14 protein-coding genes are annotated in these 14,565 nt (G+C 64.9%); 9 read left to right on the forward strand and 5 right to left on the reverse strand.

The features are described 5' to 3' along the window. Positions 1-24: 24 nt before the first annotated feature. From asd to IAE40_RS09330, 3 genes are read right to left on the reverse strand one after another with little or no spacing between them, the layout of a single operon-like run. A complete protein-coding gene (gene asd / locus IAE40_RS09320) occupies positions 25-888 on the reverse strand; it encodes an archaetidylserine decarboxylase (protein ID WP_054893172.1) in 864 nt (287 codons plus the stop codon). 9 nt (positions 889-897) lie between these two features. Beyond that, on the reverse strand, positions 898-1,707 hold the full coding sequence (locus IAE40_RS09325) for a rhodanese-like domain-containing protein (protein WP_063546419.1): 810 nt from the start codon (positions 1,705-1,707) through the stop codon (positions 898-900). Between the two features lie 45 nt (positions 1,708-1,752). Then, entirely contained in the window at positions 1,753-3,288 is a 1,536-nt protein-coding gene (locus tag IAE40_RS09330) for an HDOD domain-containing protein (protein ID WP_054893174.1), read from the reverse strand. Between the two features lie 130 nt (positions 3,289-3,418). On the opposite strand from IAE40_RS09330, the gene motA reads away from it, so the two are divergent. Next, positions 3,419-4,270 (forward strand): flagellar motor stator protein MotA, encoded by an 852-nt coding sequence (gene motA, locus IAE40_RS09335; protein ID WP_054893175.1) that lies wholly within the window; start codon positions 3,419-3,421, stop codon positions 4,268-4,270. A 3-nt stretch (positions 4,271-4,273) separates the two neighbouring features. Then, positions 4,274-5,299 carry a flagellar motor protein MotB gene (motB, locus tag IAE40_RS09340; RefSeq protein WP_153774214.1) on the forward strand — a complete coding sequence of 342 codons (1,026 nt, stop codon included), beginning with the start codon at positions 4,274-4,276 and terminating at the stop codon, positions 5,297-5,299. Positions 5,300-5,341: 42 nt separating this feature from the next. Here motB and rsgA read toward each other — a convergent pair whose 3' ends face one another. Next, the gene (gene rsgA, locus IAE40_RS09345; protein WP_153774213.1) at positions 5,342-6,373 is read right to left on the reverse strand and encodes a small ribosomal subunit biogenesis GTPase RsgA; all 1,032 of its coding nucleotides are present in this window, start codon (positions 6,371-6,373) and stop codon (positions 5,342-5,344) included. Positions 6,374-6,465: 92 nt separating this feature from the next. Between rsgA and orn the strand changes: the two genes are divergently transcribed. Then, complete coding sequence (gene orn, locus IAE40_RS09350; RefSeq protein ID WP_054893178.1) at positions 6,466-7,008, forward strand: oligoribonuclease; 543 nt, start codon at positions 6,466-6,468, stop codon at positions 7,006-7,008. Positions 7,009-7,094: 86 nt separating this feature from the next. Beyond that, positions 7,095-7,706, forward strand: a complete 612-nt coding sequence (locus tag IAE40_RS09355) for a trimeric intracellular cation channel family protein (protein WP_054893179.1) — start codon at positions 7,095-7,097, stop codon at positions 7,704-7,706. Positions 7,707-7,772: 66 nt separating this feature from the next. Here IAE40_RS09355 and queG read toward each other — a convergent pair whose 3' ends face one another. Continuing rightward, complete coding sequence (queG, locus tag IAE40_RS09360; protein ID WP_200603078.1) at positions 7,773-8,840, reverse strand: tRNA epoxyqueuosine(34) reductase QueG; 1,068 nt, start codon at positions 8,838-8,840, stop codon at positions 7,773-7,775. 65 nt (positions 8,841-8,905) lie between these two features. Here queG and IAE40_RS09365 point away from each other — a divergent pair, with 65 nt between their 5' ends. From IAE40_RS09365 to miaA, 5 genes are read left to right on the forward strand one after another with little or no spacing between them, the layout of a single operon-like run. Then, entirely contained in the window at positions 8,906-9,766 is an 861-nt protein-coding gene (locus IAE40_RS09365) for an NAD(P)H-hydrate dehydratase (RefSeq protein ID WP_200603079.1), read from the forward strand. After that, positions 9,763-10,227, forward strand: coding sequence for a tRNA (adenosine(37)-N6)-threonylcarbamoyltransferase complex ATPase subunit type 1 TsaE (gene tsaE, locus IAE40_RS09370; RefSeq protein ID WP_371926320.1), 465 nt, complete (start codon positions 9,763-9,765; stop codon positions 10,225-10,227). Before IAE40_RS09365 ends, tsaE begins: the two co-directional genes overlap by 4 nt. Further along, the gene (locus IAE40_RS09375; RefSeq protein WP_196759876.1) at positions 10,228-11,673 is read left to right on the forward strand and encodes an N-acetylmuramoyl-L-alanine amidase; all 1,446 of its coding nucleotides are present in this window, start codon (positions 10,228-10,230) and stop codon (positions 11,671-11,673) included. Continuing rightward, positions 11,670-13,571 carry a DNA mismatch repair endonuclease MutL gene (mutL, locus tag IAE40_RS09380; RefSeq protein WP_200603080.1) on the forward strand — a complete coding sequence of 634 codons (1,902 nt, stop codon included), beginning with the start codon at positions 11,670-11,672 and terminating at the stop codon, positions 13,569-13,571. The genes IAE40_RS09375 and mutL overlap by 4 nt, the downstream gene beginning before the upstream one ends. A gap of 1 nt (position 13,572) precedes the next feature. Further along, positions 13,573-14,544 (forward strand): tRNA (adenosine(37)-N6)-dimethylallyltransferase MiaA, encoded by a 972-nt coding sequence (miaA, locus tag IAE40_RS09385; RefSeq protein WP_125931287.1) that lies wholly within the window; start codon positions 13,573-13,575, stop codon positions 14,542-14,544. Positions 14,545-14,565: the final 21 nt, after the last annotated feature.

The following is a 14,565-nucleotide window of genomic DNA, read 5'->3' on the forward strand; positions in this document are numbered from 1 at the left end:
CAAAGCAGCCCCAGCGATCCTGGGTCAGCCCTGCACTGGCAGCGCCAGTTGCTCGCCCATGCGCACGGCAGACCCGGCGCCCAGGGCTTCGGCCCATTTCACCTGCTCTGGCCCGAACAGCACGATCGCGGTCGAACCCAGCTTGAAACGCCCCAGTTCCGCGCCTTTTTCCAGATGGATCGGCGCGCGGCTGGCTTCGTCGTAGCGGAAGGTCTTCAGCTCGCGCTTGGGCGGTGTGACCAGCCCGGCCCAGACCGTCTCGATCGAGGCAACGATCATCGCACCCACCAGCACCACCGCCATCGGCCCGCGCTCGGTGTCGAACAGGCAAACCACACGCTCGTTGCGGGCGAACAGCTCGGGGACGTTCTCAGCCGTGGTCTGGTTGACCGAGAACAGGCGGCCCGGCACGTAGACCATCTCACGCAGGGTGCCGGCCAGCGGCATGTGCACGCGATGGTAGTCCTTCGGCGACAGGTAGATGGTGGCGAACTCGCCGCCCATGAACGGCGCGGCCAGCGCCGGGTCGCCGCCGAGCAGCTCGAGGGCGCTGAAGCTGTGGCCCTTGGCCTGGAAAATACGGCCGTGCTCGATCGGGCCGAGCTGGCTGACCGCACCGTCGGCCGGACACAGGATCGCGCCCGGGGTTTCATCCAGGGGGCGCGCCCCCGGCTTGAGGGCACGGGTGAAGAAGGCGTTGAAGTGCTCGTAGGCGGTGAGGTCCTCGACCAGCGCCTCGGACATGTTCACCTGGTAGCGTTTGGCGAACCAGGCGGTGAAGGCATTCTTGAACCAGCGAGCGCGGCACTCGGCGACGCAGCCGGCCAGGCGCGACAGCAGGTGGTGCGGCAGCAGGTGCTGGCTGATGATGAACAGACGGGATTTCATGCAGTTTCCTTAAACTTCTACAGGCGTGTCCGGGTGATTGCCCCACTCGCTCCACGAGCCGGCGTAGGCCTTGACCCGTGGATAGCCGAGTGACTTGGCCACCAGGTAGGTGAATCCGGAGCGACGGTGGGTCTGGCAGTGGGTGATCACTTCCTTGTCAGGGGTGATGCCCAATTGCTGCAGTACTTCGGCGATGTCCTTGCGAATGCGCAGGTGGTCGTTGAGGTCCATGCCTGCAGTCCACTCGAAGTTGACCGCGCCGGGGATGTGGCCGGCCTTGGCTGCCAGGACCTTCTCGCCGTTGAATTCCTGCGGGCCGCGGGCGTCCCAGACCACCAGGTCGTCGGCGCCCAGGCGGCTTTGCAGGTATTCGCGGGTGGCGGTGGGTTCGGCGCGCAGGCGCAGGCGCACAGGCGTGCTGGCGGCTGCTGGCACTTCAGTGACGAGCTTGTCCGCAGGCCAGGCCTGGATGCCGCCGTTGAGGTAGTGGTAGCGCGCGTGGCCGATCACGTCGAGCAGCCAGATGAAGCGCCCGGCCCAGCCGCCGCCTTCGTCGTCGTATACCACGTACACTGCGTCGTCTCGGTGGCCTAGCTCGCTGAACAGCTTTTCCAGGTCGGCTTGGGCCGGCAGCAGGCCGGGAGCCGGAGGCTGGCCCAGCTGCGTGCGCTTGCCCTCGACGAACCGCGCGCCTGGGATGTGGCCGCTGACATAGCGGTTGGCGCTGCTCAGGTCGACCAGGATCAGCTCGGGCGAATCCAGGCGTGGCAGCAGGTCGGCGGCTTCGATCACCAGGGGCAAGCCGGAAAAATCAGTCATCCACGGTCTCCGGGGAGCAAGGGAGGTGCGATTGTAGCGCAAGGTTCAGGCATTGCGGTTGGCGAAGCTGGCCAGCGCGCGCTCGATACATTGTGCGGTTTTTCCGAAGGCCTGCACGCTCACGTCCGCAAGCGGCCTGCCGCCCTGGTCGGCGATCGCCAGCATCAATACCTGGTCGTTCACGGCCAGCGAGCGCAACAGCAAGTGCTCGCTGGGGAACAACGCACGCAGCGGTGCGGGCAGCAGGGCGGAAAACTGGGCATGATTGTCGGGCGTCAGGCGCAGTTGCGAGGCTTTGCTCAGCAGTTTTTGCAGCAGCTTGCTCTGGCCTGGTGCCAATGTCAGCGCTGAGGCTTCGCGCGGCAACCCGGCGCTCTGCTGTACGCGCAGGCAGTCATTGGGTTTGTCGAGCAGCAGCAACAGCACCCGCTGCATGCCGCAAGCCAGCAGTGCCTCGCGCGCCTGGGTGGCCAGGTGCACGGTGTTGGTGAATGGGCTGGGCTGGGCCAGCAGGTCGCCGCACAGCGTGCGCCAGCGTTGCAGGTCCTGGGCAGGTGGCGGTGGCGGGGTGAGCATGTCTGGGTGCGGGCGCCGCTGCTGCCAGGGCCAGATCAGCGCCTCGGCCGGGTGGAACAGTGCATGCCGGGCATGGTGGCGCGCGCTGGCCGCTGCTTGCTGGTGCACTTGCTGTTGCACATCATCCAGCGTGGTTTGCAGGTACATGGCGGTGAGCAGTTGCCAGCGCAGCAAGTGCGGGTTGTCCCAGCCGACCTGCGCCGACAGCGCCAGGCCGTTGGCCAGCAGCACGGTATTCGCCGGCTGGTTGAACCAGCGGCGCAGCCCGGGCTCTTCGTCCAGTCGATGCTGCTTGCTCAACTCGTCAGGCTCGCGGGCGATGTTCAGTACCTGGGCCAGTTGTTCGCGTTCTTCGAGCAGCAGGCGATAACCCTGGGTGACCCATTCCGGCAGGCGCCAGTGCGTGGCGACGGCGCGGCACAACTCCATGATGCGCACGCCGAACAGCGCATGCTCCACCTCTGAAGCCTCTTCACCCTTGTGAATGACCCGCAGTTCCCAGGTGTCGAGCAGCTTGGGGTAAGCCAGGGCCAGTGCCCACAGTGGCGAGAGGAACAGCAGGCTGCCCCAGTGGATTTCCTGCCACAGGCGCGCCAGGCGGCTGGCGAACAGGCCGTTGGCTTGCTGGGTGGCGTGCTGGCTGATCAGCAGGAATTGGCGCAGCACCGGCGGGATGTCGTCTCCCGGTATCGATGGCAGGCGCCCCATCAATTGCAGGATGCGGCTCAGGCCCAGGCGGTTCAGGGCGATCTCCAGGCTTTCGGCGGGCTCGGCCTGGCTGGCATGGTTCGGGTGATTGGCTTCGCGCATCACGCACAGCACCAGCGACGGGCTGTCCTGCATCAGTTCGGCGATGTCGCGCAGCGAGCGGCGATTGTCGTTGATGGCCGCCAGAACCCGGTCATGACTCTCTTTGGGTACCGGCACGCGGATACCGTCGAGCAGCCTTACCCAGGCGTCTAGAGAGGAGGGGATCTGCGCTGGCACCTTGGTTTCGATTGGCATTTTGACATCAGTCCAAACTGGCTTTTCGCATTGAGTGGCTATAGTCTGGCGCAGTTCTGCCGATAAGGAGAAGAAGAGTTTCCAAGCTTCCGCCCCTGACCCTGACCACGACAGCAAGTGCTTCCAATCTATGGCTAAAATTATCGGCATCATCGTCGTATTCGCGAGTGTCCTCGGCGGATACGTCCTCTCCCACGGCAAGATCGCGGCGCTGATCCAGCCGTTCGAAGTGCTGATCATCGGCGGTGCGGCCTTTGGCGCGTTTCTCCAGGCCAACCCTGGCTACATGACCATGCACGTCATGAAGAAGTCGCTGAAGATGTTTGGCAGCCGCTTCACCCATACGTTCTACCTGGAAGTGTTGGGCCTGATCTACGAGATTCTCAACAAGAGTCGCCGCGAGGGCATGATGGCCATCGAGGGTGACATCGAGGATCCCGCGGCCAGCCCGATCTTCGCCAAGTACCCTGCGGTCATGGGCGATGCGCGGATGACCGCGTTCGTCTGCGACTACCTGCGCATCATGTCGACCGGCAACATGGCACCCCATGAGCTCGAAGGCCTGTTCGACATGGAGCTGCTGAGCCTGAAGGAAGACCTCGAGCACCCGTCCCATGCGGTGACCAGCGTTGCCGACGCCATGCCCGGCTTCGGTATCGTGGCGGCGGTACTGGGCATCGTGGTGACCATGGCCTCGCTGGGCGATGGCGACCAGAAATCCATCGGCCTGCACGTCGGTGCTGCGCTGGTCGGGACCTTCTTCGGTATTCTCGCGGCCTATGGTTTCTTCGGCCCGCTGGCCAACTGCCTGCGCCACGACGCCAAGGAAGAACTGAACGTCTACGAGGCGATCAAGGCTTCGCTGGTGGCCTCGGCGTCCGGCATGCCGCCGTCGCTGGCCGTCGAGTTCGGGCGCAAGGTGCTGTACCCGGCGCACCGTCCGAGCTTTGCCGAACTGGAACAAGCGGTTCGCGGTCGCTAAGCCATGGAGAACAATCAGCCCATCATCGTCAAGCGCGTCAAGCGCTACGGCGACGGCCACCATGGCGGCTCCTGGAAGATCGCCTTCGCCGACTTCGCCACGGCGATGATGGCGTTCTTCCTGGTGCTGTGGTTGCTGTCCACGGCCACCCCGGAGCAGAAGATCGCCATCGCCGGCTACTTCAAGGATCCGATTGGCTTCTCCGAAAGCGGTACGCCCTACGTCATCGACCTGGGCGGCTCGCCGCAGCTGGCCCCGGAAAAGACCATCAACCCGGAGGAGAAGTCCGAGCCGACGCCTGACACCAGCGTGCAGATGGACAAGGACCGGATCGAGACCATGGCCGACCAGGTCGAGCAGGAGCGGCTGCAACTGCTGCTGCAGGAGCTGCAGAACAAGGTCGAGGAAAATCCGCAACTGCAGAAGTTCAAGGACCAGATCCTGTTCGAGATCACCCAGGACGGCCTGCGCATCCAGATCATGGATGCCGAGAACCGGCCGATGTTCGACCTCGGCAGTGCGCGCCTGAAGCCCTACTTCGAAGACATCCTGCTGGCCATGGCCGACACCATCAAGGCCGTGCCGAACAAGATCAGCGTCAGCGGCCACACCGATGCCAAGCCTTATGCCGGTACCGGTGATTTCGGCAACTGGGAGCTGTCGGCCAACCGTGCCAACGCCGCGCGACGTGCGCTGGTGGCGGGTGGTTATCCGGATGGCCAGGTGGCGCGAGTGGTGGGTTACGCCTCGTCGTCGCTGTTCGACCGCGAAAACCCGTTCAACCCGGTCAACCGCCGGATCGACATCATCGTGCTGACCAAAAAAGCCCAGCGGGATATCGAGGGCGAGCAGGGTGCACCTGAGGCACCGGCCAACCCAACCCCGCCTGCCGATGCGGCGCCAGGAGCACCTGGTGCCTCCGCCGCGCCGGCCGATGGCTCGACGCCGATGCAGCCGCGCGAGCTGCGCCAGAAGCTGAACATCTTCGAGGATGGCGTGCTGAAGATGGACGAGCCCAAGGAAAACTGAGCCCGTCATCTGCAGGAGCGGCGCAACGCCGCTCCTGCATCTTCAGTAGGTGTCTTGCGTCAGGCTTGCCACGATCGAGCGGTAGCTGTGCATCCGCTGCGCCGAGATACGCCCTTCCTCCAGCCCTTTGAGCAACGCACAGCCAGGCTCGCGGTCATGCTTGCAGTCGCGGAAGCGACAGTTGCCGAGCAGATCGCGGAACTCGATGAAGCCCGCCTCCACATCGTCACGGCTGACATGCGCCAAGCCAAACTCGCGGATACCGGGGGAGTCGATCAGGTCGCCGCCGTTGGGGAAGTGGTAGAGCCGTGCGGTGGTGGTGGTGTGGGTACCCTGGCCTGACCACTCCGACAGATCGCCCACCCGCGTTTGCGCCTGCGGCAGCAGGCTGTTGACCAGCGACGACTTGCCCACGCCCGACTGCCCGACGAACACGCTGACGTGCTCGTCCAGTGTCTGCTGCAGGCGCTGCATGCCATCGCCGTGGTGTGCGGACACTTCGAGCAGCGGGTAACCGAGATCTCGATACACCGCTAACAACGCATTGAGCGTCGCTGCGTTGTCGTCATTGATCAGGTCGGCCTTGTTCAGCAACAGCAGCGGGCGGATGCCAGCGTGCTCGGCAGCAACCAGGTAGCGGTCGATGAGATTGGCCTGGGGCTCGGGTGCCGGGGCGAAGACGATCACGATCAGGTCGACGTTGGCCGCGACCGGCTTGAGCTGGCCGTGGTTGTTCGGCCGACACAGCTCGGTGCTGCGCGGCATCTGCGCGACGATCACACCGTTGCCCTGGTTGCCGGCCCGCCAGACCACCTTGTCGCCTGTGACCAGGGCAGGCAGGTTGGCGCGCAAGTGGCAGCGGAACACCTGGCCTGCGACGTCGCCGTCCTGGGCCTCGACCTCGACCGTGACGCCGAAGTGGGCGATCACCAGGCCCAGCTGCTCGGGCCCCAGGTCGCCGCCTTCGAGCTCTTGCAGGGCGTGCTGCTCGCGTTTGGCGGCGCGGGCGGCGCGTTCACCCTGGATCTTTTCGATGCGCCAGTTCTGGCGGCGGTTGAGCTGGCGTTTGGCCATGGAGGTTCCGTGTTGGCGGGGCAAAAGAAAACGGCAGGCAGTTTAGCACGCTCCACTAGGCTAATATGTTGGCCTATTCGAGGAGCTCATTCATGCACAACCCACAGAACCTGATCTGGATCGATCTGGAGATGACCGGCCTGGATCCGGACAACGACGTCATCATCGAGATGGCCACTATCGTCACCGACAGCGAACTGAACACCCTGGCCGAGGGCCCGGTCATCGCCATTCACCACAGCGACGAAGTGCTGGCGCGCATGGACGAGTGGAACACCCGCACCCATGGCGCCTCGGGCCTGACCCAGCGCGTGCGCGAAAGCCGTATCGACATGGCCGAAGCCGAAGCCCAGACCATCGCCTTTCTGGAGCAGTGGGTACCAAAGGGCAAGTCACCCATCTGCGGCAACAGTATCTGTCAGGACCGCCGCTTCCTCTATCGTCACATGCGCGCGCTGGAAGGCTACTTCCACTACCGCAACCTCGATGTCTCCACGCTCAAGGAGCTCGCTGCGCGCTGGGCGCCGGACGTACGCGACAGCTTCAAGAAAGGCAGCACCCACCTGGCGCTGGATGACATCCGCGAGTCGATCGCCGAGCTGCGTCACTACCGCGAGCATTTCATCAAGGTCTGATGAATCAGGGGGGTGTGCATGCGCCCCCTTTTGGTGCCACGCGCGACTGAGTAGACTGCGCGCCTTTTCTCGCACGGATCTGCGCCATGCTGTTGATGCTCTACCTCATCGCCATCACTGCCGAAGCCATGACTGGCGCCTTGTCTGCTGGCCGGCGCGGCATGGACTGGTTCGGCGTGGTACTGATCGCCTGCATCACCGCCCTGGGTGGCGGCTCGGTGCGCGACGTACTGCTTGGGCACTACCCGCTGACCTGGGTGAAACACCCCGAATACCTGGTGCTGACCAGTTTCGCCGCATTGCTGACGATCTTCATCGCGCCGCTGATGCGTCACCTGCGCTCGCTGTTCCTGGTCCTCGACGCCCTCGGATTGGTGGCCTTCACCTTGATCGGCTGCATGACTGCACTGGAAATGGGCCAGGGGATGCTGGTGGCGTCGATCAGCGGGGTGATCACCGGTGTGTTCGGCGGCATCTTGCGCGATATCTTCTGCAACGACATTCCGCTGGTGTTTCGTCGGGAGCTGTATGCCAGCGTGTCGTTCGCTGCGGCCTGGTTCTATCTGGGTTGCGTGTACTTCAAGGTGCCGGCCGAGCAGGCGATGCTGCTGACGCTGTTTGGCGGCTTCCTCTTGCGTTTGCTGGCCATCCGCTTTCACTGGGAAATGCCCAAGTTCCACTACAACGACGAGCATTGAGTCTTCGGGATCGAATGCGGCCTTTTCGCGGGCAAGTCGGAGCGCGAAAAGGTCGTACTGTTCCTGTCAGCCCGCCGCCTCGTGCCGCGCCAACGCCCACTCCACGTGCTCCCTGACCAATGCCGAAGGATGCTCGCGCCGCGCTTTCAGGGCCTCGAGCACGGCGATCGTCGAAGGTGCATTGCCCAGCCCGACCGCCAGGTTGCGCAGCCAGCGCTCGTAACCGGCGCGACGTAGCGGCGAGCCTTCGGTGCGGCTGAGAAAGGTCTTTTCGTCCCACAGGAACAGTGCCGCCAGCTCGGCGTTGTCCAGCCCATGGCGCGGCTTGAAGTCGTCCTCGCCGGTCGATTTGGCGAAGCGGTTCCAGGGGCAGACGATCTGGCAGTCGTCGCAACCGAACACCCGGTTACCGATCAAGGGGCGCAGCTCCAGCGGGATCGCGTCCTTGAGCTCGATGGTCAGGTACGAGATGCAGCGCCGCGCATCGAGCTGGTAGGGCCCGACGAAGGCCGCGGTGGGGCAGATGTCCAGGCACGCCTGGCAGCGCCCGCAATGCTCGCTGGTCTGGGCTTCGTCGGCGGGCAGTGGCAGATCGACAAACAGCTCGGCGAGGAAGAAGTAGCTGCCCGCCTTACGGTTGAGCAGCAGGGTGTTCTTGCCGATCCAGCCGAGCCCGGCCTGTTGGGCGATGGCCTTTTCCAGTACCGGAGCGCTGTCGACGAAAGCGCGGTAGCCGAAGGGGCCGATGGTTTCCTGGATGCGGTCGGCCAGGTGCTGCACGCGCTTGCGCACCAGCTTGTGGTAGTCGCGGCCCAGTGCGTAGCGAGAGATATAGGCTTTTTCCGGTTGAGCCAGGCGCTGGGCCATCTGCGTATCGCCGGGCAGATAGTCCATGCGCAGCGAAACCACCCGCAAGGTGCCGGGGATCAGTTCGGCAGGGCGCGAACGTTTCGTGCCGTGCGCTGCCATATAGTCCATCTCGCCGTGATGGCCAGCCTCAAGCCAGCGGTGCAAGTGCTGTTCATGCTCGCCAAGCTCGACATCGGCGATGCCCACGTGGGCAAAACCGAGTTCGCGGCCCCAATCCTTGATCGATTGGGCCAGTACTGGGAGGTCTAGAGAGGAGGCGGACATTGATGGACAAGGCATTGCAGGCTCAGGTGCGTATAATTCTGCCAGACATCGGAGCCTTTGACCCCATGCCTCAGACCAAACACCACGCCAATACCCCGCAAACGCTCAGCAGCGTGACCGTCGCGCACCTGCCTGCGCGGCCGGCAACTGCCCACAAGGGCGATTTTGGCCATGTGCTGGTGGTTGGCGGCGACTTGGGTACCGGCGGCGCCGTGCTGCTCAGTGCCGAGGCGGCGCTGCGCTGTGGTGCCGGGCTGGTCAGCGTGGCGACACGCCCCGAGCATGTGGCCGCGAGCCTCAGCCGTCTGCCGGAAACCATGTGCCTGGGCGTCAGTTCGGCCAACCAGTTGATGACGGTGCTGGAGCGCGCTTCGGTGCTGGTGGTCGGGCCTGGTCTTGGCCAGGCGGCCTGGGGCCGCAGCCTGCTTTCGGCAGTCGCCAATGCGCACCTGCCGCAGGTCTGGGACGCCGATGCGCTCAACCTGCTGGCGCGCACGCCCCTGGCCTTGCCGGGCGGCAGCATCCTGACCCCGCATCCTGGGGAGGCCGCGCGCTTGCTGGGCATTTCCACCGAGGCCGTGCAGGCCGACCGGCCCGGGGCTGCGCGTAAACTGGCGCGTCGCTACGACAGTGTCTGCGTGCTCAAGGGCGCCGGAACCCTGGTCGCCGACCCGAGCGGCCAGTTGCGGCTGTGCGAGCGAGGCCACCCGGCCATGGCCGGTGCCGGCCTGGGCGATGTGCTGACCGGTGTGCTGGCCGCGTTGCTCGCCCAGGGGCTGGACGCCTGGCAGGCGGCGGGCCTGGGCGTCTGGTTACACGCCTGCGCTGGCGAACGCCTGGGCGCGCAGGGCAGAGGTCTGGCGGCCAGCGATCTGGCTCCGGTCATTCGAGAATTGTTGGAGGAGCATTCAGCGTGTCAGGCATAACCCTGTTTCTGGCCGACGAGCCGGCTACCGTTGCGTTCGGCGCAGCGCTCGCCAAGATCACCGGCGGCCATGGCGTGATCTTTCTGGAAGGCGACCTGGGCGCCGGCAAGACCACCTTGTCGCGAGGCCTGATCCGTGGATTGGGTCACACTGGCGCAGTAAAAAGCCCGACCTTCACTGTGGTCGAACCTTATGAAATAGGCGATATCCGCGCCTTCCATTTCGATCTTTACCGCCTGGTCGACCCAGAAGAGCTAGAGTTCATGGGGATTCGCGACTATTTCGAAGGCGATCCGCTGTGTCTTTTCGAATGGCCGCAGAAGGGCGCGGGCGTTTTGCCAAAGCCCGACCTGACCATTACCATAAGCCCCCAGGCGGGCGGCCGCTCGCTGAACCTGTCGCCGCAGGGGGCTCGCGGCGAAGCCTGGTGTGCCGCTCTGGCTGCCGAAAACAAATCGTAAGTGGGGAAAGGTATGCTGCGCATTCGCGCACTGGTCGCCGTCGTTGGACTGCTGCTGACAGCGGTGACCGTTGACGCTCTGGCCGTCACACAAGTCAAGAGCATGCGCCTGTGGCGCGCGCCGGACAACACGCGCCTGGTCTTCGATCTGTCGGGCCCGGTGCAGCACAGCGTCTTCACGCTCAGCGCGCCTGATCGCCTGGTCATCGATATCAATGGTGCGACGCTCGCCTCGCCATTGAACGTCTCCACCTCGAACACGCCTATCACCAGCGTGCGCTCGGCCCAGCGTACCGCCACCGACCTGCGCGTGGTGGTCGACCTGAAAAAGGCTGTCACGCCCAAAAGCTTCACCCTTGCACCCAACGCCCAGTACGGCAATCGCCTGGTGGTCGACCTGTACGACCAGGAAGCCGATGCGGTTGCCGCCAGCAACCCCACGCCGCCGCCGGTCACCCAGGCGCCAGCCACCACGCCCGCAGTACCGGTGACACCGGCGCAACCGGCGATCAAGCTGCCGCCGGTGCCCAACGGCAAGCGTGACATCGTGGTCGCCATCGACGCCGGCCATGGCGGGGAAGACCCAGGCGCCTCCGGCTCGCGTGGCCAGCACGAGAAAGACATCGTGCTCGATATCGCCCGCGAGCTTCAGCGCCAGATCAACACCGAAAAAGGTTATCGCGCCGAACTGACCCGTACCGGCGATTACTTCATTCCGTTGCGCAAGCGCACCGAGATTGCCCGCAAGAAGGGCGCTGACCTGTTTATCTCCATCCACGCCGACGCCGCGCCGTCGAAAGCGGCCTTCGGCGCCTCGGTATTTGCCCTGTCCGACCGTGGCGCTACCTCCGAGACCGCGCGCTGGCTGGCCGACAGCGAGAACCGCTCCGACCTTATCGGCGGTGCCGGTAACGTCAGCCTCGATGACAAGGACCGCATGCTTGCCGGTGTGCTGCTCGACCTCTCGATGACGGCCACGCTCAGTTCCAGCCTCAACGTGGGCCAGAAAGTGCTGGGCAACATGGGCCGCATCACGCCGCTGCACAAGCAGCGCGTGGAACAGGCGGGATTCATGGTGCTGAAGTCGCCGGACATTCCGTCGATCCTGGTCGAGACCGGTTTCATTTCAAACGCCAACGAAGCCAACAAGCTGGCAACCAAGAGTCACCAGCAGGCGCTGGCCCGCTCGATTCATAGCGGTGTGCGCCAGTTCTTCCAGCAGAACCCGCCGCCAGGCACCTACATCGCCTGGTTGCGCGATTCCGGCAAGATCGCCCAAGGTCCACGTGAACACAGCGTGCGCCCGGGCGAGACGCTGGCGATGATCGCCGTGCGTTATCAGGTCAGCGTTGCCAGCCTGCGCAGCACCAACAACCTCAAGAGCGATGAGCTCAAGGTCGGTCAGCACCTCGACATTCCGGCCACCACCCTGGCGTCCCAGCAATGAGTGGTGATTCGCGAATCCAGCTGCTCAGCCCGCGGCTGGCCAACCAGATCGCCGCCGGCGAGGTGGTCGAGCGCCCTGCGTCGGTAGCCAAGGAGCTGCTGGAGAACAGCCTGGATTCCGGTGCCCGGCGCATCGACGTGGATGTCGAACAGGGCGGCGTGAAGCTGCTGCGCGTGCGTGACGATGGCAGTGGCATCGCCCCGGACGACCTGCCTCTGGCGCTGGCGCGCCACGCGACCAGCAAGATCCGCGAGCTGGAAGACCTTGAGGGCGTGCTCAGCCTGGGCTTTCGTGGCGAGGCACTTGCGTCGATCAGTTCGGTAGCGCGCCTGACCCTGACCTCGCGTACCGCCAATGCCAGCGAAGCCTGGCAGGTCGAGACCGAGGGCCGAGACATGCTCCCGCGGGTTCAGCCGGCGGCGCACCCCATCGGTACTTCGGTCGAAGTACGCGACCTGTTTTTCAACACCCCGGCCCGGCGCAAGTTCCTCAAGGCCGAGAAAACCGAATTCGATCATCTGCAGGAAGTGATCCGGCGCCTGGCGCTGGCGCGCTTTGATGTGGGCTTTCACCTGCGCCACAACGGCAAGAGCATCCTCAGCCTGCATGAGGCGCCCGACGAGCTGTCGCGCGCGCGGCGGGTCGGGGCGATCTGCGGGCCTGGCTTCCTCGAGCAGGCGCTGCCGATCGAGGTCGAGCGCAATGGCCTGCGCCTGTGGGGCTGGGTCGGCTTGCCGACCTTCTCGCGCAGCCAGGCAGACCTGCAGTACTTCTTCGTCAATGGCCGCGCGGTGCGCGACAAACTGGTCGCCCACGCGGTGCGCCAGGCCTACCGCGACGTGCTGTTCAACGGCCGGCATCCGACATTCGTGCTGTTCCTGGAGCTCGATCCCACCGGTGTCGATGTCAACGTGCACCCGACCAAGCACGAAGTGCGCTTTCGTGAAGGGCGGATGGTCCACGACTTCCTGTACGGCACCTTGCACCGTGCGCTGGCCGATGTGCGCCCCGAGGATCAGCTCGCGGCGCCGGCGGCAACGACTGAGATCGTGCGTCCCAGCGGCCTGCAGGCCGGTGAGTTCGGCCCCCAGGGCGAGATGCGCCTGGCCGCCTCGGTGCTCGAACAGCCCCAGGCGCAGCAGCAGCCGTCGTTCTCCAATGGTGGCGCGGGCGCAGGCTACCAGTACCAGTACACGCCGCGCCCGTCGCAGCCGGTGCCGGCAGCAGAGGCGCAAGCAGTCTACCGCGAGTACTTCGCCCCGCTGGAGACCAGCGCCCAGCCTCCCGTGGCGCTGCCGGAAAGCCAGGGTGACATTCCACCGCTGGGCTATGCCCTGGCTCAGCTCAAGGGCATCTACATCCTGGCCGAGAACGCCGTGGGCCTGGTGCTGGTAGACATGCACGCCGCCCACGAGCGGATCATGTACGAGCGCCTGAAGCTGGCGATGGCCAGCGAAGGGCTCAGTGGCCAGCCGCTGCTGGTGCCCGAGTCACTGGCGGTCAGCCAGCGTGAGGCCGACTGCGCCGAGGAACATGCCCAGACCTTCCAGCGGCTGGGCTTCGAGCTGCAGCGCCTGGGGCCGGAAACCCTTGCGATCCGCCAGATCCCCGCGTTGCTCAAGCAGGCCGAGGCCAACCGCCTGGTGCAGGATGTACTCGCCGATCTCATGGAGTACGGCACCAGCGACCGCATTCAGGCGCACATCAACGAGCTGCTCGGCACCATGGCCTGCCACGGTGCGGTGCGTGCCAACCGACGCCTGGCGATCCCCGAGATGAATGCCTTGCTGCGTGACATGGAGAACACCGAGCGCAGCGGCCAGTGCAACCATGGCCGACCGACCTGGACCCAGATGGGCCTGGATGATCTGGACAAACTTTTCCTGCGCGGTCGATGACATGAGTGGCAAGCCCCCAGCGATTTTTCTCATGGGCCCGACGGCTGCCGGCAAGACCGACCTGGCCATTGCCCTTACACAGTCCCTGCCTTGCGAGCTGATCAGCGTCGACTCGGCCATGGTCTACCGCGGTATGGACATCGGCACCGCCAAGCCTTCGCCAGAGGTGCTGGCTGCCCATCCGCACCGGCTGGTAGACATCCGCGACCCGGCCGAGAGCTATTCGGCGGCGCAATTCTGTGGCGATGCGCTGCAGGCCATGGCCGAGATCACTGCGCGTGGCAAGATCCCGCTGCTGGTCGGCGGCACCATGCTGTACTACAAGGCGCTGGTGGACGGCCTGGCCGACATGCCGCCCGCTGATGCCGAGGTTCGCGCCGAACTCGAGGCCCAGGCCCGCGAGCTGGGCCTGGGGGAACTGCACCGGCAGTTGGCCGAGATCGACCCGGTATCGGCGGCGCGCATTCATCCGAACGATCCGCAGCGGTTGATCCGTGCGCTGGAGGTATACCGGGTGAGCGGCCAGAGCATGACCGCCCACCGCGAGCGTCAATCAGCCGAAACCCGCGGTTCAGACGCAGGCGCGGGCGGGCATTTGCCCTATACTGTCGCCAGTCTGGCGATTGCGCCTACAGATCGTCACATTTTGCATGAGCGAATTGCGCTACGATTTTCGCAGATGCTGGAACAGGGCTTCGTCGACGAGGTCCGAGAGCTGCGGGCCAGAAGTGACTTGCATGTCGGGCTCCCGTCTATACGGGCAGTGGGGTACAGGCAGGTATGGGACTATCTGGACAGCAAACTGACAGCCGAGCAGATGCGCGAACGCGGTATCATCGCCACCCGCCAGCTGGCCAAGCGGCAGTTCACCTGGCTGCGCAGCTGGTCCGACGTACACTGGCTGGACAGCCTGGCCTGCGACAATCTGTCCCGCACCTTGAAATACCTGGAATCGGTCTCCATATTGAGCTGAGTCCCTGCAATTGCCGTCTAT

Source organism: Pseudomonas sp. S44 (genome assembly GCF_016624805.1).
GTDB lineage: Bacteria > Pseudomonadota > Gammaproteobacteria > Pseudomonadales > Pseudomonadaceae > Aquipseudomonas > Aquipseudomonas machongensis.

Bases quoted from the DNA above. Each gene is read 5' to 3' on its own strand.
- asd (WP_054893172.1), bottom strand. From the start codon at position 888: ATGAAATCCCGTCTGTTCATCATCAGCCAGCACCTGCTGCCGCACCAC.
- IAE40_RS09325 (WP_063546419.1), bottom strand. From the start codon at position 1,707: ATGACTGATTTTTCCGGCTTGCCCCTGGTGATCGAAGCCGCCGACCTG.
- IAE40_RS09330 (WP_054893174.1), bottom strand. From the start codon at position 3,288: ATGCCAATCGAAACCAAGGTGCCAGCGCAGATCCCCTCCTCTCTAGAC.
- motA (WP_054893175.1), top strand. From the start codon at position 3,419: ATGGCTAAAATTATCGGCATCATCGTCGTATTCGCGAGTGTCCTCGGC.
- motB (WP_153774214.1), top strand. From the start codon at position 4,274: ATGGAGAACAATCAGCCCATCATCGTCAAGCGCGTCAAGCGCTACGGC.
- rsgA (WP_153774213.1), bottom strand. From the start codon at position 6,373: ATGGCCAAACGCCAGCTCAACCGCCGCCAGAACTGGCGCATCGAAAAG.
- orn (WP_054893178.1), top strand. From the start codon at position 6,466: ATGCACAACCCACAGAACCTGATCTGGATCGATCTGGAGATGACCGGC.
- IAE40_RS09355 (WP_054893179.1), top strand. From the start codon at position 7,095: ATGCTGTTGATGCTCTACCTCATCGCCATCACTGCCGAAGCCATGACT.
- queG (WP_200603078.1), bottom strand. From the start codon at position 8,840: ATGTCCGCCTCCTCTCTAGACCTCCCAGTACTGGCCCAATCGATCAAG.
- IAE40_RS09365 (WP_200603079.1), top strand. From the start codon at position 8,906: ATGCCTCAGACCAAACACCACGCCAATACCCCGCAAACGCTCAGCAGC.
- mutL (WP_200603080.1), top strand. From the start codon at position 11,670: ATGAGTGGTGATTCGCGAATCCAGCTGCTCAGCCCGCGGCTGGCCAAC.
- miaA (WP_125931287.1), top strand. From the start codon at position 13,573: ATGAGTGGCAAGCCCCCAGCGATTTTTCTCATGGGCCCGACGGCTGCC.